Annotated in this window: 16 protein-coding genes; all 16 read left to right on the top strand. The window is 62.0% G+C overall.

Going from position 1 to position 22206, the window contains the following annotated elements:
* The first annotated feature begins 14 nt into the window (after positions 1 to 14).
* The 16 genes from pilM to gspE all read left to right on the top strand — a co-directional run bounded on the left by pilM (position 15) and on the right by gspE (position 22205).
* Complete coding sequence (gene pilM, locus LVS58_RS01780; protein ID WP_233689643.1) at positions 15 to 905, top strand: type IV pilus biogenesis protein PilM; 891 nt, start codon at positions 15 to 17, stop codon at positions 903 to 905.
* A complete protein-coding gene (locus LVS58_RS01775; RefSeq protein ID WP_233689642.1) occupies positions 893 to 1429 on the top strand; it encodes a PilN domain-containing protein in 537 nt (178 codons plus the stop codon). Before pilM ends, LVS58_RS01775 begins: the two co-directional genes overlap by 13 nt.
* Before the next feature lie 11 nt (positions 1430 to 1440).
* A complete protein-coding gene (locus LVS58_RS01770) occupies positions 1441 to 2442 on the top strand; it encodes a pilus assembly protein PilP (RefSeq protein ID WP_233689861.1) in 1002 nt (333 codons plus the stop codon).
* Entirely contained in the window at positions 2366 to 3628 is a 1263-nt protein-coding gene (locus LVS58_RS01765) for a type IV pilus secretin PilQ (protein ID WP_233689641.1), read from the top strand. Before LVS58_RS01770 ends, LVS58_RS01765 begins: the two co-directional genes overlap by 77 nt.
* 4 nt (positions 3629 to 3632) lie before the next feature.
* Positions 3633 to 4151, top strand: a complete 519-nt coding sequence (gene aroK / locus LVS58_RS01760; protein ID WP_010955625.1) for a shikimate kinase AroK — start codon at positions 3633 to 3635, stop codon at positions 4149 to 4151.
* A 96-nt stretch (positions 4152 to 4247) separates the two neighbouring features.
* Complete coding sequence (gene aroB, locus LVS58_RS01755; RefSeq protein WP_233689640.1) at positions 4248 to 5345, top strand: 3-dehydroquinate synthase; 1098 nt, start codon at positions 4248 to 4250, stop codon at positions 5343 to 5345.
* A 15-nt stretch (positions 5346 to 5360) separates the two neighbouring features.
* The gene (locus LVS58_RS01750) at positions 5361 to 6950 is read left to right on the top strand and encodes an SPOR domain-containing protein (RefSeq protein ID WP_233689639.1); all 1590 of its coding nucleotides are present in this window, start codon (positions 5361 to 5363) and stop codon (positions 6948 to 6950) included.
* A gap of 374 nt (positions 6951 to 7324) precedes the next feature.
* Positions 7325 to 11770, top strand: a complete 4446-nt coding sequence (gene gltB, locus LVS58_RS01745; protein ID WP_233689638.1) for a glutamate synthase large subunit — start codon at positions 7325 to 7327, stop codon at positions 11768 to 11770.
* A gap of 123 nt (positions 11771 to 11893) precedes the next feature.
* On the top strand, positions 11894 to 13312 hold the full coding sequence (locus LVS58_RS01740) for an FAD-dependent oxidoreductase (protein ID WP_003249156.1): 1419 nt from the start codon (positions 11894 to 11896) through the stop codon (positions 13310 to 13312).
* A 130-nt stretch (positions 13313 to 13442) separates the two neighbouring features.
* Positions 13443 to 14960 carry an amidase family protein gene (locus tag LVS58_RS01735; RefSeq protein ID WP_233689637.1) on the top strand — a complete coding sequence of 506 codons (1518 nt, stop codon included), beginning with the start codon at positions 13443 to 13445 and terminating at the stop codon, positions 14958 to 14960.
* A gap of 140 nt (positions 14961 to 15100) precedes the next feature.
* On the top strand, positions 15101 to 16165 hold the full coding sequence (hemE, locus tag LVS58_RS01730; RefSeq protein WP_233689636.1) for a uroporphyrinogen decarboxylase: 1065 nt from the start codon (positions 15101 to 15103) through the stop codon (positions 16163 to 16165).
* A 207-nt stretch (positions 16166 to 16372) separates the two neighbouring features.
* Entirely contained in the window at positions 16373 to 17842 is a 1470-nt protein-coding gene (gbpA, locus tag LVS58_RS01725; protein ID WP_233689635.1) for an N-acetylglucosamine-binding protein GbpA, read from the top strand.
* A 56-nt stretch (positions 17843 to 17898) separates the two neighbouring features.
* Positions 17899 to 18411, top strand: a complete 513-nt coding sequence (locus LVS58_RS01720) for a cytochrome b (RefSeq protein ID WP_233689634.1) — start codon at positions 17899 to 17901, stop codon at positions 18409 to 18411.
* Between the two features lie 46 nt (positions 18412 to 18457).
* Positions 18458 to 18910 (top strand): hypothetical protein, encoded by a 453-nt coding sequence (locus LVS58_RS01715; RefSeq protein ID WP_233689633.1) that lies wholly within the window; start codon positions 18458 to 18460, stop codon positions 18908 to 18910.
* Positions 18907 to 20745: a type II secretion system secretin GspD gene (gspD, locus tag LVS58_RS01710; RefSeq protein WP_233689632.1), complete on the top strand. Its 1839-nt coding sequence runs from the start codon at positions 18907 to 18909 to the stop codon at positions 20743 to 20745. The genes LVS58_RS01715 and gspD overlap by 4 nt, the downstream gene beginning before the upstream one ends.
* Entirely contained in the window at positions 20742 to 22205 is a 1464-nt protein-coding gene (gspE, locus tag LVS58_RS01705; RefSeq protein ID WP_233689631.1) for a type II secretion system ATPase GspE, read from the top strand. Before gspD ends, gspE begins: the two co-directional genes overlap by 4 nt.
* The last annotated feature ends 1 nt before the right edge of the window (position 22206 follow it).

Below are 22206 nucleotides of genomic sequence, written 5' to 3'. Positions count from 1 at the left end.
GCAAAGGAGTCGCTATGTTTGGACGCTTCGGCAAGGATGCCGGTTCACTGGTGGGCGTGGAAATTACGCCTGACGCCGTTCGGATAATGCAACTGCAGCAGCGCAATCGACGCTGGCGTGTGATGGGGTCGGCAAACGAGCTGTTTCAGGCGCCGCTGGCCGATGACTGGGCGCAGGCGCCTGGGGTGGTGGTGGCTGCGCTGCAGCGAGCTTACCGGCGCAGCGGCCTCAGGCAACGCCGGGTCGCGCTGGCACTGCCGGCCAGTCAGGTCATCTGCAAGTTGTGCCATCTGCCGGTGGCGCAGAGCGGGGCGCAGTTGGAGGCACAACTGCTTGCCGATGCAGAGCGGCTGTTTCCGTTTCCACTGGAAGACCTGGCCATGGACTTTCAGGTCATGGGGGCTTCCCATGACCAGCCCGGTTGCTCCGAGGTAATGGTGGCTGCCTGTCGGCAGAGTGCGCTGGCGTCACTCGAATCCGTCGTCGAGGAGGCGGGCTTGCAGCTGGAAGCCGTCGAGGTCGACAACATTGCCTTGTGCCGCATGTTGCCACAGGGCGGCCTTGAGGGCGCAGCACTGCTGCGTATCGAAACCCGCAGCGTAACCCTTCATGACTGGCAGCCGGGCAGGGCGTACCAGCGCTGTGAACTGCAAACGACCGGCCTGGATATGAACGGGCAATGGCCAGAGCGCCTGCAGGCTCTACTTGCCGGGCAGAACCTGCCTGCGGGGTTGTGGGTTGCCAGCAGCTCATCGATCAATCCGGGCTGGCTGCAAGGCCTTGGCAGCCGGCTGAAAGTGCCGTGCACGCACCTGCCTGGGCTGGCAGGGCTTGAACATGTGGATGGGGCGATGCTCCTGGCCTGCGCCTTGGCCCTGGGAGGGTTGCGCCCATGCTGCGGCTGAACCTTCTGCCCTGGCGCGAACGGCGGCGTCAGGCGGCGCTACGGCGCTTCCGCGGCCAGCTGGTGGGTGGCGCACTCTTGGCTTTGTGCGCCGTGATGCTGGTCGATCAGCTGGCCCGCCAACGCGGGCAGCAGCAGGTGCTGGCCAATACCCAGCGCCAAGCGACCCTTGATAGGCAGGGTGAGCAGTTGCAGCCGCTGGCCGAAGTGCGTGCACAGCATGAAGCGCTACTTGCCCGTGCGGTGGCCCTGGAAGGCCTGCGCGCCCATCAGAGTGTATTGGTCGGTGTCTTCGCCGACCTTGAAGGGGCGTTGCCTGACGGTATGCAGCTACTTGATCTGAGCCTTGATAGTGGCCGCTTGCAGATGTCAGGGGTGGCTGTGTCCGGTGCTGTGGTTGCCCAGTTCATGCGCGACTTGAACCGCTCGAGCGTTTTGCTCGACCTGGAACTCAAACGCATCAGGAGCCTGCCGAACGGCGATGAGTTTCTGCTGACCGCTCGCATTGCGGCGTTCTGGTCGTGAGTACCGCGCAGATGCTCGCTTGGCTGGCGGTGATCGAGGGCTCAGGCCGCTTCCGACGGCTGGCGCCAGTGCTGGTGGCTGTTGTGTTGTTCAGCCTGGGCTGCGCGATGCGCCTGCCCGCCCTGTTACAGCAGCAGGCGCGGGAGGATGCCAGGCATGTCGAGTTGAACCAGCGGCAGGCAGCCAGTGCATCGCAGTTGGCCGAACTGGAGCGGCTGAAGGCTTCAGTGTTGATTGCCGAGCAGCGGTTGCAAGAGGCGCACTGGTATCTGGCTGCCGGGGAGAGCATGAGCGACCTGCTTGAGCGTCTGGCATTGTCGGGGCATGCGCATGGCTTGCTTGTCGAGCGTCTCGATGTAAACGAGGGCGAGCAACAAGCCGGATTCAGTAAGGTACCGCTGGTGGTGCAAGTGGTAGGGCGTTACCCGGCCTTGCGGCTGTGGTTGGACGACTGGTTAGGGCAGGCACGGGTTCTGCGCAGCGGTGACATGAGCCTGGCAACCGTTGGTCGCCAGCCTGGGCTGTTGCGCCTGCGGTTGCAGGTTGATGCCTATCAGGCGGCTACGCCCATGAAGGCACCTGCAATGCTGGCGCACCTGCCGGCAAGGGCGGCAGTGGCTGCACCTGAGGTAGACCCGTTTGCACCTGCTGCGGCACGAGTGGCCAGCACCGGGCTGGTCGGCGTGCCGTTGGCGCAATTGGAAATGGTCGGCAGCCTGGCGCGCGGGGCGGCACATGAGGCGCTGCTGATGGGGGCTGGCAGGCTTTATCGCGTGCGCCCGGGGGACCGGGTAGGGCGCGATCAGGGGGTAGTGAAGCATATAGACCAACGCCAGGTCGAAGTGCGTGAGCGGTTGTTCATGGCGGGGGTATGGCATGAGCGCACGGCGTTCATCACTCTCGGCAAGCGCCTGGGCAAGGAGGCCTCGGACCCGAATGAAAACGTGGATGAAATACCTGCTGGCAACCCTGCTGTCGATCCCGCTGGCATCGGCGACGCCTTACCAGGGTGAACCCCTGTCGCTGAACTTCCAGGATGTAGAGGTGCGTGCAGTGCTGCAGGTGCTGGCTGACTACGCCGGCGTCAACCTGGTCGCCAGTGATGCAGTACAAGGCAGTGTCACCTTGCGTTTGCAGGACGTGCCGTGGGATCAGGCGCTTGACCTGGTGCTGCGTAGCAAGGGCCTGTCCCGGCGCCAGGAGGGCAATGTGCTGTTGGTGGCCCCTGCGGCCGAGTTTGCCGCGCAATCGGCAGACGCCCGGGTGAGTCAAGTGCTGGATGCGCAGCTGCAGCCATTGCGTCGGGAGCTGCTGCCCATTCACCACGCCAAGGCCGCCGATTTGGCGCAGTTGCTGCTGGCAGGCCTGGAGGGTGGCGGCATCCCCACGGGTAGCCTGAGTGTCGATGAGCGCACCAATACCCTGGTGGTGTATCTGCCTGCTGACCGCCTGGCCGAGTTACGCCAGCTGGTGGCGCAGTTGGATGTGCCGGTGCGCCAGGTAGCGATCGAGGCGCGTATCGTCGAGGCCAACGTCGATTATGAGAAAAGCCTGGGTGTGCGCTGGGGAGGGCCGCTGTATGGCGAGAAACTGCGGCCCGGCAAGGAGCTGTTCGTCGACCTCGGCCTGGAGCGTGCCGGCAGCAGTATCGGCCTCGGTCTGTTGCGCGGTGACGTATTGCTGGACCTGGAGCTCAGTGCCATGGAAAAAAGCGGCAACGGCGAGATCATTTCGCAGCCCAAGGTGGTCACGGCTGACAAGGAAACGGCGAGGATCCTCAAGGGGACCGAGGTGCCTTACCAGGAAACGAGCCAAAGTGGCGCCACCTCGGTATCGTTTCGCGAGGCCTCGCTGTCGCTGGAGGTAACACCACAGATCACCCCGGACAACAAGGTGATCATGACCGTCAGGGTGACCAAGGACGAGCCGGATTACGTCAATGCCTTGAACAACGTTCCGCCGATCCGCAAGAACGAGGTCAATGCCAAGGTTCGTGTGGCTGACGGCGAAACGATCGTGATCGGTGGCGTCTACTCGACTTCGCAAAACAATGTGGTCGACAAGGTGCCATTTTTCGGCGATCTGCCGTATGTTGGGCGGCTGTTTCGACGCGATGCATTACAAGAGAAAAAATCCGAGCTGCTGGTCTTCCTGACTCCGCGTATCATGAGTGACCAGGCGATTGCTGTGAGTCGTTGATTCTGTGCGAAATTTGATACTTGTGGGGCCCATGGGCGCTGGTAAAAGCACCATCGGACGCCTGTTGGCCAAAGAGCTGCGCCTGCTGTTCAAGGATTCCGACAAGGAAATCGAACTGCGATGCGGCGCAAACATCCCGTGGATTTTCGACAAGGAAGGCGAGCCGGGTTTCCGTGATCGCGAGCAAGCGATGATCGCCGAGCTGTGCGCGCTCGACGGTGTGGTGCTGGCCACCGGCGGTGGCGCAGTGATGCGCGAAGCCAACCGCCAGGCGCTGCATCAGGGTGGCCGGGTGATCTACCTGCATGCTTCGGTCGAGCAGCAAGTCGGTCGCACCGCGCGCGACCGCAATCGCCCGCTGCTGCGCACGGCCAATCCCGAGGCGACCTTGCGTACCTTGCTGGAAACCCGCGACCCGCTCTACCGCGAGATCGCCGACCTGGTGGTTGAAACCGACGAGCGGCCACCACGCATGGTGGTGATCGATATTCTCGAGCGCTTGCAGCAGTTGCCGCCCCGTTAACCCGGGACTATTCTCGGCCTCCAGCGCCGAGGCGAGGCTCAACGTTACCGCGCAGGTCGCCGGATGGCGCCGCGCCCAAGTACATTGTGGGGATACATGCAGACACTAAAGGTCGACCTGGGCGAGCGCAGCTACCCGATCTACATTGGCGAAGGGCTGCTGGACCAGCCTGAGCTGCTGGCGCCGCACATTGCGGGTCGGCAGGTTGCCATCGTTTCCAACGAGACCGTCGCGCCGCTGTATCTCGAACGCCTGAGCAAGGCCCTTGGAGCCTACTCGGTACTGCCGGTGGTGTTGCCCGATGGTGAAGCCTACAAGAACTGGGAAACACTGCAGCTGATCTTCGATGGCCTGCTCACCGCTCGGCATGATCGTCGTACTACTGTGGTCGCTCTGGGTGGTGGCGTGATTGGTGACATGGCTGGTTTCGCAGCCGCCTGCTACCAGCGCGGCGTCGACTTCATCCAGGTGCCGACTACCCTGTTGTCCCAGGTCGACTCTTCCGTAGGTGGCAAGACCGGCATCAACCATCCGCTGGGCAAGAACATGGTCGGTGCGTTCTATCAGCCCAATGCGGTGCTGATCGATACCACCAGCCTCAAGACCCTACCAGCGCGCGAGCTGTCTGCAGGTCTGGCCGAAGTGATCAAGTACGGCCTGATTTGCGACAAGCCGTTCCTCGCCTGGCTCGAAGACAATATGCAGGCCCTGCGTGCCCTCGATTCGGCAGCCCTGACCGAGGCCATCCGCCGCTCTTGCGCGGCCAAGGCCGCAGTGGTGGGTGCCGACGAGCGCGAGTCCGGCGTACGGGCCACGCTGAACCTGGGACATACCTTTGGGCATGCTATCGAAACCCACATGGGCTATGGCGTGTGGCTGCACGGCGAAGCTGTCGCTGCGGGCACGGTGATGGCCCTGGAAATGTCCATGCGCCTTGGCTGGATCGACCAGGCTGAGCGCGATCGTGGAATCCGCCTGTTGCAGGACGCAGGTTTGCCGGTGGTGCCACCACAGGAAATGACCCCGGCGCATTTCATGGAGCACATGGCGGTCGACAAGAAGGTGCTCGACGGTCGTTTGCGTCTGGTGCTGCTGCGCCAGATGGGCGAGGCCGTGGTGACCGACGACTATTCGAAAGAGATTCTTCAGGCCACGCTGTCGGCGGATTACCGCGCGATCGTGGCCCAGCTTTGAGGTTGTGACAGCGCAATGACAAGTTTGCATGCCGATGAGGCCTTTCTCGACCATTACCAGTTGAGCCATGATCCGTTCGCGCCCCGCGTACCTGGCTTCAAGTTCTTCCCGGCCCAGCGCAAACCGGTGCTCGGCCAACTGCACCACCTGGCGCGCTATAGCCAGTTGATGCTGGTGGTCAGCGGCCCGTTGGGCAGCGGCAAGTCGCTGCTTCGCCAGGCCTTGGTGGCCAGCACCAACAAGCAGGCTGTGCAAAGTGTGGTGGTATCGGCCCGCAGCGCCAGCGATGCCTCCAGTATGCTCGCGCAGGTCGCGCAGGAGCTGGGTGTGGCCCAGCCAGAGGTGCAGGCGATCCTGTCGAAGGTGGTGCAGCTGGCACTGACTGGGCAGGAAGTGTATTTGCTGGTGGACGACGCGGAACAACTCGACGAGTCGGCACTCCAAGCGTTGCTGGAGTTGGCGGCGGGGGTACCTGAAGGGCGTCCGCACGTGTTTCTGTTCGGTGAGCCATCGCTGATTGCCGGGCTGGATGAGCTCAATGTCGAGGAAGAACGTTTCCACATCATCGAGCTTGCGCCCTACAGTGAAGAAGAAACCCGCGAGTACCTGGAACAGCGCCTGGAAGGGGCTGGTCGGGGCATCGAGGTGTTCAGCCGTGAACAGATCGCCGATATCCATGAAAACTCCGACGGCTGGCCTGGCAATATCAATCAGGTCGCCCGTGACACTTTGATCGAAGCCATGATCGCCAGCCGCTCGACGGCCAAGCGACCAACCATGGGGTTCAAGATGCCTAAAAAACATGTGCTCGCGCTGTCCGCTGTGGTCGTGGTTGCCGTTGCGGCCGCGGTATTGATGCCCAAGAAAGGCGACAAGGCCCCTGCCGAAGCGCCGGTCGCCCAGGCCCAGTTGCCGCTGGGTGACGGCAAGCAGGGGGCTGCCATCGAGTTCTCTGGTTCGTCCCAGCCAATGCCGCTGCCACTGGTTGGCCAGTCGCAGCCAGTGATGCGCGAGCCGCTGGCCCAGGCCGCAGGCATGGGCGAGGGTGAAGAGGGCGGCCCGGCTGTCGACACCGCGCTGCAGCCTGGCAACCCGCCACCCACCGTGACCACCATCGCTCCGCCACAAGGTGTGCCGGCTGGCCCGGCGCCTGCGCCTGCCCAGCCAGTTCAGTCGGTTGCGCCTGCGCCCAAGCCTGTTGCAACCCAGCCTGCCAAGCCGGTTGCGCCGGCCAAGCCAGCACCCGCGCCGACCCAGGTCGCCGTGGCCAAGCCGGCCGCCAAAGTTGCCGAAAAACCGGCCGCCGCCAGCGCTGGCAACAGTGGCTGGTATGCCGGACAGAAGCCGGGCAATTACGTGGTGCAGATCCTCGGTACCAGCTCCGAGGCGTCGGCCCAGGCTTACGTCAAGGCCCAGGGTGGCGATTATCGCTACTTCAAGAAGAACCTGCAGGGCAAACCCCTGTACGTCGTGACTTACGGCAATTTCGCCAACCGCGACGCAGCGGTTGCGGCAATCAAGAACTTGCCAGCGAAGGTCCAGGCTGGTAAACCTTGGCCACGTACCGTCGGCAGCGTCCAACAAGAGCTGGCCACGGCCCGCTGATACCTTCCGGGCGGCATCACCCCGCCGCCCAGTAGCTAAGCGAATTCTAGCTTTCGACTAGCCTGCTGCGCCCGAGCGCGGCAGGCTTTTCTGTCCCGGACTGCCGGCCACAAGCCCCTAGTTGCAGTCATGGCTGAAACGCTTCAGACTCGAGTCAAGCCGCTATCACGGCGCATGGCGCAAAAACATTCAAAATTGCGACATAAATTTTCAATTATGAGACATGAAAATTTGTGGGCGTCGCTGTCGCTGTGCAACAATGGTTTTCCATGACCACCGCAAAAAAGCTGGCGTTTGATCGGCGTGGATGGTAAGTGGTTGTTAAAAAAAGAGATTTACCTCCGTTGAGAGGTGAACCTGGTGAGAATGTGTCTATGAAAACAGGTCTGTACCATCCCGAAGAATTCAAGGACAACTGTGGTTTTGGCCTGATCGCCCATATGACGGGTGTGCCGAGCCACCACCTTCTGCAAACCGCCATGCAGGCGCTGACGTGCATGACCCACCGCGGTGGCATCAATGCCGACGGCAAGACCGGTGACGGTTGCGGTCTGCTCATGCAGAAGCCCGATCAATTCCTGCGTGCAATGGCCCAGGAGCACTTCGCGGTCGAGCTGCCCAAGCAGTACGCCGTCGGCATGGTGTTCTTCAACCAAGACCCGGTCAAAGCCGAAGCCGCCCGCGCCAACATGGACCGCGAGATCGTCGCTGCTGGCCTGAACCTGGTCGGCTGGCGCAAGGTGCCGATCGACACCAGCGTACTCGGCCGCCTGGCCCTGGAGCGTCTGCCGCAGATCGAGCAGGTGTTCATTGGCGGTGAAGGCCTGAGCGACCAGGAATTCGCCATCAAGCTGTTCAGTGCCCGTCGTCGTTCGTCGGTGGCCAACGCCCACGACGCCGACCATTACATCTGCAGCTTCTCGCACAAGACCATCATCTACAAAGGCCTGATGATGCCGCGCGATCTCGCGGCGTTTTATCCAGACCTGGGTGACGAGCGCCTGCAAACCGCGATTTGCGTGTTCCACCAGCGCTTCTCCACCAACACCCTGCCGAAATGGCCGCTGGCGCAGCCGTTCCGCTTCCTCGCCCATAACGGCGAGATCAACACCATCACCGGCAACCGTAACTGGGCCGTTGCTCGTCGCACCAAGTTCGCCAATGACCTGATCCCCGACCTCGAAGAGCTCGGCCCGCTGGTCAACCGCGTCGGTTCCGACTCCTCGAGCATGGACAACATGCTGGAACTGATGGTCACCGGTGGCATCGATCTGTTCCGCGGCGTGCGCATGTTGGTACCGCCGGCTTGGCAGAACGTCGAGACCATGGACGCCGACCTGCGCGCCTTCTACGAATACAACTCCATGCACATGGAGCCGTGGGATGGCCCGGCCGGTATCGTCATGACCGAAGGCCGCCACGCGGTGTGCCTGCTCGACCGTAACGGTCTGCGCCCGGCGCGCTGGGTAACCACCACCAATGGCTACATCACCATCGCCTCGGAAATCGGCGTATGGGGCTATCAGCCTGAGGAAGTCCTGGCCAAGGGCCGTGTCGGCCCGGGCCAGATCCTTGCCGTGGACACCGAGACCGGCCAGATCCTCGACACCGACGCCATCGACAACCGCCTGAAGTCGCGGCACCCGTACAAGCGCTGGTTGCGCCAGCACGCTACGCGTATCCAGGCGACGCTGACCGACGACCAGGGTGTGGCCAGCTACGACGCTGACCAGCTCAAGCAATACATGAAGATGTTCCAGGTCACCTTCGAAGAGCGTGACCAGGTACTGCGCCCGTTGGGTGAGCAGGGCCAGGAAGCCGTGGGCTCGATGGGTGACGACACGCCGATGGCCGTGCTGTCGCAGCGCGTGCGTTCGCCGTACGACTTCTTCCGCCAGCAGTTCGCTCAGGTGACCAACCCGCCGATCGACCCGCTGCGCGAAGCGATCGTGATGTCGCTGGAAATCTGCCTGGGTGCCGAGCGCAACATCTTCCAGGAGTCCCCGGAGCATGCTTCGCGGGTAATCCTCAGCTCGCCGGTCATCTCGCCCGCCAAGTGGCGTTCGCTGATGAATCTGGAGCGCGAAGGCTTCGACCGCCAGCTGATCGACCTCAACTATGAGCAGGGTGTCGGCCTGGAAGCGGCCATCCGCAACATCGCCGACCAGGCTGAAGAGGCCGTGCGTGCGGGCAAGACCCAGCTGGTGCTGAGCGACCGCTACATCGCCCCGGGCAAGCTGCCGGTGCACGCTTCGCTGGCTGTTGGTGCAGTGCACCACCGCCTGACCGAACAGGGCCTGCGTTGCGACAGCAACATCCTGGTGGAAACCGCTACCGCCCGTGATCCGCATCACTTCGCCGTGCTGCTTGGCTTCGGTGCCTCGGCCGTTTACCCGTACCTGGCGTATGAAGTACTGGCTGACCTGATCCGTACCGGCGAAGTGCTGGGCGACCTGGACGAAGTGTTCAAGTACTACCGCAAAGGTATCTCCAAGGGCCTGCTGAAGATCCTGTCCAAGATGGGTATCTCCACCATCGCCTCGTACCGCGGTGCACAGCTGTTCGAAGCCATCGGCCTGGCCGAGGAAGTGGTAGGCCTGAGCTTCAAGGGCGTCTCCAGCCGCATCAAGGGTGCGCGCTTCGAAGACCTGGAGAACGACCAGAAGCTGCTGGCGGCCGAAGCCTGGAGCGCGCGCAAGCCGATCCAGCAAGGTGGCCTGCTGAAGTTCGTCCACGGTGGCGAGTACCACGCCTACAACCCGGACGTGGTCAACACCCTGCAAGCCGCCGTGCAGCAGGGCGACTACGCCAAGTTCAAGGAATACACCACGCTGGTGGACCAGCGCCCGGTGTCGATGATTCGTGACTTGCTCAAGGTGAAAGTGGCCGATCAGCCGCTGGCGCTGGAGCAGATCGAGCCGCTGGAGGCGATTCTCAAACGCTTCGACTCGGCGGGTATCTCGCTGGGTGCACTGTCGCCGGAAGCCCACGAAGCGCTGGCCGAGGCCATGAACCGCCTGGGCGCACGCTCCAACTCTGGTGAAGGCGGCGAAGACCCGTCGCGCTATGGCACCATCAAGAGCTCGAAGATCAAGCAGGTGGCCACCGGTCGTTTTGGTGTGACCCCGGAGTACCTGGTCAACGCCGAAGTGCTGCAGATCAAGGTTGCCCAGGGCGCCAAGCCGGGTGAGGGCGGCCAGTTGCCGGGCGGAAAGGTCAACGGCCTGATCGCCAAGCTGCGTTATGCGGTACCGGGCGTGACCCTGATCTCGCCACCGCCACACCATGACATCTACTCGATCGAAGATCTGGCGCAGCTGATCTACGACCTCAAGCAGGTCAACCCGCAGGCGCTGGTATCGGTCAAGTTGGTAGCCGAAGCGGGCGTGGGTACCATTGCCGCGGGTGTGGCCAAGGCCTATGCCGACCTGATCACCATCTCCGGTTACGACGGTGGTACCGGTGCTTCGCCGCTGACCTCGATCAAATACGCTGGCGCCCCTTGGGAGCTGGGCCTTGCCGAAACCCACCAGACCCTGCGCGGCAACGACCTGCGTGGCAAGGTGCGGGTGCAGACCGACGGTGGCCTGAAAACCGGCCTGGACGTGATCAAGGCGGCCATCCTCGGCGCCGAAAGCTTCGGCTTTGGTACCGCGCCAATGATTGCCCTGGGCTGCAAGTACCTGCGCATCTGCCACCTGAACAACTGCGCCACCGGTGTGGCCACCCAGAACGACAAGCTGCGCAAGGACCACTACATCGGCACCGTCGATATGGTGATCAACTTCTTCACCTTTGTTGCCGAAGAAACCCGTGAGTGGTTGGCCAAGCTGGGTGTGCGCAGCCTTGGCGAGCTGATTGGCCGTACCGACCTGCTCGAAGTGCTGCCAGGTGACACCGAGCGCCAGCAGTACCTGGACCTGTCGCCGCTGCTGGGCAGCTCGCACATTCCGGCGGACAAACCGCAGTTCTGCGAGGTCGACAAGAACCCGCCGTTCGACATGGGCGAGTTGGCCGAGAAGATGGTTGATATGGCCATGCCGGCCATCCGTGACCTGGCGGGTGGCGAGTTCAACCTCGACATCTGCAACTGCGACCGCTCCATTGGTGCGCGTGTGTCGGGTGAAATCGCCCGCCTGCACGGCAACCAGGGCATGGCCGCGGCGCCGATCACCTTCCGCTTCAAGGGGACTGCGGGCCAGAGTTTTGGCGTGTGGAACGCCGGTGGCCTGAACCTGCACCTGGAAGGCGACGCCAACGATTACGTCGGTAAAGGCATGACTGGTGGCAAGGTCACCATCGTGCCGCCAGCGGGCAGCCCGTTCGAAACCCAGCACAGCGCCATCGTCGGCAACACCTGCCTGTACGGTGCCACTGGCGGCAAGCTGTTTGCCGCCGGTACTGCGGGCGAGCGCTTCGCTGTGCGCAACTCCGGCGCCCATGCTGTTGTCGAGGGCACTGGCGATCACTGCTGTGAATACATGACCGGCGGCTTTGTCTGCGTTCTGGGCAAGACCGGTTACAACTTCGGTTCTGGCATGACTGGCGGCTTTGCCTACGTGCTCGACATGGACAATAGCTTCGTCGACAAGCTCAACCACGAGCTGGTGGAAATCCAGCGTATCAGTGGCGAAGCGATGGAGGCCTACCGTAGCCACCTGGCGCGTGTCCTTGCCGAGTATGTGGATGAGACCGGCAGCGAGTGGGGGCGTGAGCTCTCGGAGAACCTGGACGATTACGTGCGGCGCTTCTGGCTGGTCAAGCCGAAGGCGGCCAACCTGAAGCAGCTGCTGTCCAGCACCCGTGCCAACCCGCAGTAAAAACAGCTGCAAGTGGCAAGCCTCAAGCTGCATGTAATGGCAGTGAGGGGTTTGCCCGGCTTAAGTGATCGTCTTGCGGCTTGCAGCGTGTAGCTTGCAGCTGCTGTAAAGAGGTTTTGAAAAATGGCTGAACGTCTGAACAACGACTTCCAGTTCATCGAAGTGGGCCGAAAGGACCCGAAAAAAAAGCTGTTGCGCCAGCGCAAGAAGGAGTTCGTGGAAATCTACGAACCGTTCAAGCCGCAGCAGTCCGTAGAGCAGGCGCACCGCTGCCTGGGCTGCGGTAACCCGTATTGCGAGTGGAAGTGCCCGGTGCACAACTTCATCCCCAACTGGTTGAAGCTGGTTTCCGAAGGCAACATCCTGGCCGCGGCGGAACTGTCGCACCAGACCAACACCCTGCCGGAAGTGTGCGGCCGTGTTTGCCCGCAAGACCGTCTCTGCGAGGGTGCCTGCACCCTGAACGATGGCTTCGGCGCGGTGACCATCGGCTCGGTGGAGAAGTACATTACCGACACTGCCTTCGCCATGGGCTGGCGTCCGGACATGTCCAAGGTCAAGCCAACCGGCAAGCGCGTCGCCATCATCGGCGCCGGCCCGGCGGGCCTGGGCTGCGCCGACGTGCTGGTGCGCGCCGGGGTAACGCCGGTGGTGTTCGACAAGAACCCCGAAATCGGCGGCCTGCTGACTTTCGGTATCCCCGAGTTCAAGCTGGAAAAGACGGTGCTCAGCAACCGCCGTGAAGTGTTCACCGGCATGGGCATCGAGTTCCGCCTGAACACCGAGGTGGGCAAGGACGTGACCATGGAACAGCTGCTCGCCGAGTACGACGCGGTGTTCATGGGCATGGGTACCTACACCTACATGAAGGGCGGCTTCCCGGGCGAGGACCTGCCGGGCGTGCATGACGCACTGGACTTCCTGATCGCCAACGTCAACCGCAACCTGGGTTTCGAGAAGTCGCCGGAAGACTTCGTCGACATGCAGGGCAAGAAAGTGGTGGTGCTGGGCGGTGGTGACACCGCGATGGACTGCAACCGCACCTCGATCCGTCAGGGTGCAAAGGCGGTGACCTGTGCTTATCGTCGTGACGAAGCCAACATGCCGGGTTCGCGCAAAGAGGTGAAGAACGCCAAGGAAGAGGGTGTGAAGTTCCTCTACAACCGCCAGCCCATTGCCATTGTGGGTGAGGACAAGGTCGAAGGCGTCAAAGTGGTCGAGACCCGTCTCGGCGAGCCGGATGCCCGTGGCCGCCGCAGCCCTGAGCCAATCCCGGGTTCCGAAGAGATCCTGCCGGCAGATGCCGTGGTAATTGCCTTCGGCTTCCGCCCGAGCCCGGCGCCGTGGTTTGAGCAGCATGGCATTCAACTGGACAGCCAGGGCCGTGTGGTTGCCCCGGAGAAGGGCAAGTTCAAGCACCAGACCAGCAACCCGAAAGTGTTTGCCGGTGGCGACATGGTGCGCGGTTCGGACCTGGTGGTGACAGCGATCTTCGAAGGGCGTACCGCTGCCGAGGGCATCCTGGACTATCTAGAAGTGTGACCTGATGATCCGCGCACAATGTGCGCGGTGCTTCAGGGTGAGGAGTTATCTCCTGCTGCATTAGGCATGACCGACTCTCGACACTGGGCAACTCCTTTGTTGCGTAAGTGCTCATTTCGAGGGGCGGATCATGAACCGATTCATAAGTTGTGTATTCATTTCCAGTTTTGTGTTGGCCGGTACTGGCAGCATCGCGGCGCAGCCTGACTCATCTTTTGATGGGCCAGGCTTCGAGTCATTCATACCTCCGGATGTGAACGACTTTTCTACTGTTGCAGAGCTCCAGTCGCGCATGGCTGATGGCTCTGTGACATCTGTGCAATTGGTGCAACGGGCTTTGGCACGAATAGGGGCGATCGACCGCAATGCTCCAGCCCTCAACGCGGTGGTCGAGATCAACCCCGATGCACTGGCCATTGCCAACGATCTGGATGCCGAACGTGCCGAGGGGAGGTTGCGTGGTCCTCTGCATGGCGTGCCTGTGCTGGTCAAAGACAATATCGACACCGGGGACTCGATGCAGACCAGTAGCGGCTCCCTGGCGCTGGTAGGGCGGCCTGCCCTTCAGGATGCATTTGTCGTACAGCGCTTGCGCCAGGCAGGTGCAATCGTGCTTGGCAAGGCCAACGCCAGTGAACTGGCCGGTTTCCGGGACTGGGGCATACCATTAGGCTGGAGCGGTCGTGGTGGCCAGGTGGGCAACCCCTGGGGGCCCGAGCTGCCAGTTTGCGGGTCCAGCGCCGGGTCAGCGGCGGGTCTGGCAGCAGGCTATGCCCCGCTTGCGGTCGGTACGGAAACCAATGGTTCGATCATTTGCCCTGCGTATTACAACCAGGTCGTGGGCTTGCGGCCAACCCTTGGCCTGCTGAGCCAGGCCGGGATCGTCCCGCTGTCCAGTTGGCAGGATACGCCCGGGCCGATGGGGCGAACGGTCAGCGATGTGGCGTTGTTGCTAGGTGCCATGCAGGGAGATGATGAACGTGGCGCTGATGCGCCCCCCGTGCCTGGGGGCGTGAAGGATTACCACGAGAAACTGAATGCCAGCGCTCTGCTCGGGAAGCGCCTGGGTTATCCGCTTTACCGTGGCGATGGTTCCCTGACAACCGACCATCCACACTTCAAGATCCTGGCAGGCCGGCTAGAGCGGGCGGGTGCTACCTTGCTGCCCGTGGACATGGAAATACCCGCGCTTTTTGCAGAGCAGATGACTGTCTTGAACTACGGCATAAAGCGGGACCTTGCGGCTTACCTGCAGGGGCGGCCGGGCATAGAGGTGCGAAATCTTGCTGACGTCATTGCCTTCAATCGAAACTATCCGGGCGAGGACGGTTATGGGCAACAACTGCTGGAGGACGCCCAGGCGTTGGACATTGGCGAATCCGCGTATTGGGAAACCGCCAGCAAATTGCGTGATGAGAGCCGCAACGTGTTGGATGTAGCCCACCACGCTCATCAGTTGGATGCGCTGATAGACCTCTCGGATGGCCAATTGCAAGGAGTGGGTGCTCAGGCAGGCTACCCCGGCTTGCAGGTTGCAGCAGGCCAGGACACTGTGCGGCAGCCAGTCGGGCTATATTTCTCGGGCTTGCCCTGGAGTGAAGAAGTGCTGCTTTCGATGGGTTTTGCTTTCGAACAGAGCGCGAACTGACATCAAACATAGGGTTTTATGATTTTGTATACAAAATCTATTGACCTGGAACATACCGATGGATAAAAGGCACGGCAATCAGCCGTGCCTTTTCTTTGTGCGTCTGAGAAAATGCCCGCACTATTTTTCCGGATGCCGACATGACTGCCCTGAAGAACGATCGTTTCCTGCGTGCACTGCTCAAGCAACCTGTAGACGTCACCCCGGTGTGGATGATGCGCCAGGCCGGCCGCTACCTGCCGGAGTACCGCGCCAGCCGCGCCAAGGCAGGTGACTTCATGAGCCTGTGCATGAACCCGCAGTTCGCCTGCGAGGTCACCCTGCAGCCGCTGGACCGCTACCCGCTGGATGCAGCAATCCTGTTCTCGGACATCCTCACCATCCCCGATGCCATGGGCCTGGGCCTGTACTTCGAAACCGGCGAAGGCCCGCGTTTCAGGAAGGTCATCAGCACCCCCGCTGACATTGAAGCGCTGCCAGTCCCGGACCCACAGAAAGACCTCGGCTACGTGATGGACGCGGTCAGCACCATTCGCCGTGAGCTCAACGGCCGTGTGCCGCTGATCGGCTTCTCCGGCAGCCCGTGGACCCTGGCCACCTACATGGTCGAAGGCGGCTCGTCGAAGGATTTTCGTAAGACCAAGGCCATGGCCTACGACAACCCACAAGCCCTGCACTTGCTGCTGGACAAGCTGGCCCAGTCGGTCACCAGCTACCTCAACGGCCAGATCCTGGCGGGTGCCCAGGCCGTACAGATTTTCGACACCTGGGGCGGCAACCTGTCGGCGGCGGCCTACCAGGAGTTCTCCCTGGCCTACATGCGCAAGATCGTCAGCGGCCTGATCCGCGAGCACGAGGGGCGCAAGGTGCCGGTGATCCTGTTCACCAAGAACGGCGGCCTGTGGTTGGAAAGCATTGCCGAAGCCGGTGCCGACGCATTGGGCCTGGACTGGACCTGCGAGATTGGCGACGCCCGTCGCCGTGTCGGTGACAAGGTGGCGCTGCAGGGCAACATGGACCCGACCGTGCTTTACGCCAAGCCCGAGGCCATCCGCCAGGAAGTGGCGCGCATTCTTGCGAGCTACGGCCATGGCACCGGGCATGTATTCAACCTGGGCCACGGCATTACCCCGGAAGTCGACCCGGAGCATGCTGGCGTGTTCATCAACGCCGTGCATGAGCTGTCAGCGCAGTACCATCAGTGATCTGATCGCTGATTAGCAGAGCCCGGCCATGTGCCGGGCTTTTTGCTGGATAAAGCTTTGATTCAGCGAAGGTCGTTAATCTGCTCCCACGGACGCGATAGCAGCGTGTGTAACGAGTCAATTCCTACATATTTACCCCTGATGCGTAAATAGACTGGGCCACTCAGTCGGGCTTGCTGGTGCAAGCCTATTACGCCGGGGTGCATCATGAGTACAACAAAGAATTTGCGAAAGCTGGTGGCCAGCAGTGTTTGGCTGGCAGTGGCAGGTACGGGGATACATGGCCAATTGGCCTATGCCCATGGTTATACCAGCGAGCCGCCTTCGCGCGCCTATGCCTGTCGCTTGGGGCAAAATACCGATTGTGGGGCCGCGACGTACGAGCCCCAGTCAGTCGGTGAGGCCGACAAAGGGTTCCCTGCACGTGGTCCGGTCGACGGCAAGCTCGCCAGTGGTGGAGTACGGGCCGACTTTGCCCCGCTCGACGAGCAGTCTGCCAATCGCTGGCACCTGACCGCTATCAAACAGCGTGACATTGCCTTCGAGTGGCATTACACCGAAGGGCACAAGACAACCGGTTGGGAATACTTCATCACCAAGGCCGGTTGGAATCCCAATGCCCCCTTGGCACGCGATGCGTTCGAATCGACACCCTTCTGTAAGGTCGATGGGCACGGTAAGCCGGCGCGCGGCGAAGGGCTGCCCACCAGCGGGCCCGCTCCGGTCAAGCATCAGTGCACGCTGCCGGCAGACAGGTCGGGGCACCATATCATTCTTGGCGCCTGGACCGTCGATGACACGGCCGCCGCGTTTTACAGCGTGATGGATGTGGACATCCAGACCGATGGCGGCCCTGCACCGGGATGGCCACAAGTTGGCGCCATCAACCCCTATCGGGACTTGCACGTTGGTGACAAGGTCAAGGCCCGTGCGTTCGTGTCAGGCTCAGAGAGCGCGCCGTACAGCGTGAGCATTGCCATCGACAACGCCGAAGAAGGCCTCGCACCCAACTGGTCGTACAAGCTCGCCAAGCGTATCAATGAAAGCCAGTCGCTGGTGCAGGCCGGGCAGCCCGATCAGGAGGGCAACATCACGCCAGTACAGGGCGCCAACAATATCTATGCAAAGCCTGAGACAGGTATCAGCAGCTATCAGCTGGATTTCGAAGGCGTGCCAGCGGATGACAGCTATCTGCACTTGCATGACCTCAAGCCGGAATATGCCCTGACTGATGGCAAGGCCGCGCTGGACTTCACGGTTATGACCAACCGCAACTTGCAGGTGAGTGCGCGGCTGTACGATTCAGCCAACCAGCAGGTCGGCTTCGTCCGCCAGCAAGTGGATGCCACCACCAGCCCGATCTCCTTGCAGGTGGCCAGTGTCGAAGGCGAGCACCTGCTCAAGGTTGTCGGTGTCAACAAAACCGGGCGCATCCTGCTTCAGGAAGAGCGCAAGGTTCAGTTGAAGGCCGCCGGGGGGGACGGCTACGACTTCGAATTCCCGCAATCGCTCGCAAGCTACAAGGCCGGAACCCGCGTCCTGCAACCGAAAACGGGCGAGGTATTCGAGTGCAAGCCATTCCCGTATGAAGGTTGGTGCAAGAGCTATTCGGAAAGTGCCAGTCAGTATGAGCCAGGTGTAGGCAGCCACTGGCAAGACGCCTGGATCAAACGCTAGGGAAATCTCGCCTGGCAGCCTGAGTTGGGGTGCCGGGTCAGGCTCGGGACTTTTCGATGTCGCAAGATAAATATGCTTGGCAACAAGTTTTGTTGCACTGGATCTCTGCCTTGGTGATCGGTTGGGCGCTGGTGAGTGGTTTCTACGTTTCCCTGGTTGGAGTCCAGCCATCCAGAGCGGACTTCATCGGCTTTGTGAATGTTGGGCTGACCACGCTGTTCATCCCGATTTTTCTCATGCGTTGGCTGCTTCGCGTGTTCATGCCCAGGCCAGGCACGGTGCATCAGAGTGTCGCTGGGCGCCGGATAGCTCATTTCGTCCATGAAGGTCTGTACTGGCTCACGGCAGTGGTTCTGCTGTCCGGCGTGCTGATGATGGACCGCCCGATCGAAGTGTTCGGCTGGTTTGCCATAGCGCCCCTGCTGGTTGACCCGTCATGGCTGGATGCCTGGCTCAAGTTGCACATTGCAACAAGTACGCTGCTCGCTGGCGCCATGTTGCTGCACGTCGCAGCGGTGGTACTGCACGAGCTTTCTGGTCGACGCATCCTTCGGCGGATGCTGCCTTGAGTCGATGAAACGGTTTTCGCATTGGGCCTTGGCGGCGATACCAGTGATGACAGTGGTGGCTTTGGTCATCCGCGAAACGGCACGGCCCTGGTCGTTTGAGCCTGGCGAACCCGAAGGTTTCGTCCACAGCGTGCCTTTGGACAAGCCTCTCTCCACGGCAGCCCTGATTGTGGCCTTTGGTTTCAGTGCGCCTGACGGGCAGCCAGCTGGCCGAGCTGATCTGGTGCTCAAAGCATGCTTCATTCCCAGCCGTGGCGAAGCCCGTGCGCTTGTGGGTGGCCGCGACGGTGACGCCCTCTATCGGGTCGGCGACCGGTTACCGGACGGGAGCGTTGTGCGCCGTATCGAGGTGCGCAGCATCACGCTCTGGGATGGCCGAGTCGAGCAAAGCGTGGCGATGTCCGGCAACCGTCCTGGCGTCTTCCTTCCCTTTGGTAGCGCGGCTGTGGCTGGCCCTGCTCCAGCAGATTCACCCCGCTTGTTGCGGGAGGTGCAATGACATTACAACGGTATTTGCAGGCTGCCTTGGTCGGCACCTGCCTGTCTGTAGCCGGTACTCTGGCGTTGGCTGAAAACGCAACCTGGCAGTTGGCGATGAGTGATGCCGATGTGCGCGATGTCGTACGGGAAGTCGGGGCGATTCTGGACCAGACGATCGTGCTCGACCCTCGCGTGCAGGGTCGTATCACCGTGCTGTCCAATGAACCGCATGATCGCGAGGGCGTTCGCCGGCTGTTTTACTCTGTATTGAATGCGCAAGGTTTTGCAGCGGTAAACGATGGCGATCGCTTGCTGGTGCTGCCAGCCAGTGAAGCCAAGGCCTGGGCGAACCAGCAAGTCGATGCGATCCCTGCTGCCTTCACCACGCGAGTGTTCAGCCTGTCGGGCAGCATTGCTGCTGATCTGGCTGGCTTGCTGCGTCCACTGGTGTCGAGCAATGGCTACATTGGCCCGTCCAGCTCTGCCAACGCCCTTGTGGTCACCGACTCGGCTGCGAACCTGGACCGCTTGCAAGCCTTGGTGGCACAACTGGACAGTGGGCAGCGGCATGATTATGAACTGGTGACTTTGCGCACAGCGCAGGCCGCTGAAGTGCTGCCTGTCGTCGAAGCATCGGCCGGTGGCCCGGATAGCGGTGTACGGGTGCTTGCAGATGTGCGCGGTAATCGCCTGCTTGTTCTCGGGCCGGAAAAGTCCCGGCAACGTATGGCGCAGCTGGCTCGTGACCTGGATGTAGCGGCACCGGCCTCTTCGCAAAATTGGCGGGTGGTTCGCCTTGAGCATGGCAATGCCGAGCAGTTGGCCGAGGTGCTGAGCGATGTAGGCAAGCAACTGGATGGCAAGGCGTATACCGAGGGCCCGGACCCGTCATTGGCGGCAGGGGTAATGGTCAAGGCCGATGCCAGCCAGAATGCGCTGTTGCTGCTGGGGGAGGCACGCATGCTCGACAATGTGGTGCAGATGATCGAGCAACTGGACCAGCCCCGTGCGCAGGTGCTGATACATGCAGCCATTGTCGAGGTCAGCGGGGATATCAGCGAAGCCCTGGGGCTGCAGTGGGGGATCGATGTCGGCAGCCTGAAAGGTGGCGTGACCTTCCCCGACAGCGGGGCTGCGTTCGCTGATCTGTTCGACGCGGACAAAGTGTTGCCCAGTGGCGCAGCCTTGGCCATTGGCTCGGACAGGTTCGGTCTGCTGGTATCGGCCCTGGCCAGCAACAGCCGAAGCAACCTGCTTTCCACACCCAGCCTGCTTACGCTCGATAACCAGGAAGCGCAGATTCTGGTGGGCCAGAACGTGCCCTTCAAGACCGGCTCGTACACCACTTCCGGCAGCGGCGCGGACAACCCGTTCACTACCGTGGAACGCAAGGATATCGGTATCAGCCTCAAGGTTCGCCCGCATATCAATGAGGGCCGGAGCCTGCGCCTGGAGGTCGAGCAGGAAAGCTCCGAACTTGCCCCCAGCACCGTCGAAGGCGACCTGATCACCAGCAAGCGAACGCTCAAGAGCACTATCCTGGCCGCAGATGGCGAGATCGTCGTGATCGGTGGCTTGATCAGGGACAGCGTGCGAACCGAGCAGCGAGGAGTGCCGCTGCTGAGCCGCGTACCACTGATTGGCGGGCTGTTCCGCTGGAGCCGGGACATTCAGGAGAAGACCAACCTGATGGTCTTCCTGCGGCCTACCCTGTTACGTAGCCAGGCTGAGCTGATCGAATCGGGACGCCGCGCTTACCGTGATGTGCATGCAGCCGATCCGGAGCGTGTGCCACAGGACGCCCGCGAGCTGTTCGAAACCCGGCCCATCCCTACCCGGGGGCCAGGCTCTTGAACCCTGCACTTTCATTCAGCTTTGCACGGCGCCACGGCATCTTGCTGGACCGGCAGGCGGCAGAACCTGCCTTGTTGATGCGCGACAGCGCCTCGCTGCAGGTGCTTTCCGAGGTGCTGCGCGTGACAGGCAGTCATTGGCCGCTGCGTCTGGTCGATGACGGGCATTTTGCCGAGCGCCTTGCCGCTTGCTATGGCGGCGCCCAGGATGCTGCGCAGACCGTCATCCAGGGGCTGGACGAGCAGATCGACCTGTCGCGCCTGGCGCAAGCCGTGCCACAGGCGTGCGACCTGCTCGACCAGCAAGGGGACGCGCCGATTATCCGCTTGCTCAATGCCTTGCTCAGCGAAGCAGTCAGGTCACGCGCCTCGGATATCCACCTGGAAACCTTCGAACAACAGTTGCGTGTGCGCATGCGTATCGATGGCGTCATGCGTGAGGTGCTGTCGCCGCCACGGGCGCTGGCGGCGCTGCTGGTGTCGCGCATCAAGGTCATGGCGCGGCTGGATATCGCCGAAAAGCGCGTGCCCCAGGATGGCCGCATCAGCTTGCGCCTGGCCGGTCATGAGGTGGATGTGCGGGTGTCGACGTTGCCTGCTGCTCACGGCGAGCGCGTGGTGCTGCGGTTGCTGGACAAGCAGGCCGTGCGCTTGGACATCCAGCATATGCAAATGGAGGCTTCGGTGAGCAAGGCCTTCCTCGACATGCTGGACAGGCCACATGGCATCTTCCTGGTCACAGGACCCACCGGCTCCGGCAAGACCACGACGCTTTATACGGCGCTTTCGGTGCTTAACCAGGAGTCTCGCAATATTCTTACCGTCGAGGATCCGATCGAGTATCACCTGCCCGGCATAGGCCAGACCCAGGTCAACACCAAGGTGGACATGACCTTCGCCCGCGGCCTTCGGGCGATCCTTCGCCAGGATCCGGACGTGGTGATGGTGGGTGAAATTCGTGACCGGGAAACTGCCGATATTGCCGTGCAGGCGTCCCTGACCGGCCACCTGGTGCTCTCGACCTTGCATACCAACAGCGCTTTGGGGGCCATCACGCGGTTGGCGGACATGGGCGTCGATACCTGCCTGCTGGCTTCCTCCCTCGCCGGCGTCATGGCGCAGCGGCTGGTACGGGTGCTGTGCCCGCACTGCAAGGTCGCCTGCGTGGTCGACGATGCCATGGCGGGTGCCCTGGGCTATCCCGAGGAGCTGCCGACGCATCTGTACCAGGCGGTGGGGTGTGAACAGTGCCAGCAGGGCTACAGCGGTCGCCTGGCGTTGCATGAAATGGTGGTCATCGATGCGCAGTTGGCCCAGGCGATTCATGCTCGGGCCTCTCAAGCGACCCTGCGCGAAATCGTTCGTCGCGGCACGGCCAGCCTGTTTCAGCATGGTGTGCAAAGGGTCTGCATGGGGCAGACCAGCGCCGCGGAACTGTTGCGCGTGACGGGCCAGGGCTGAC

This window comes from Pseudomonas sp. JR33AA, from assembly GCF_021378985.1.
In the GTDB taxonomy this organism is placed as follows: Bacteria; Pseudomonadota; Gammaproteobacteria; order Pseudomonadales; family Pseudomonadaceae; genus Aquipseudomonas; species Aquipseudomonas alloputida.
The sequence above is the reverse complement of the archived record's forward strand: the minus strand, read 5'-3'. Positions and strand labels throughout refer to the sequence as shown.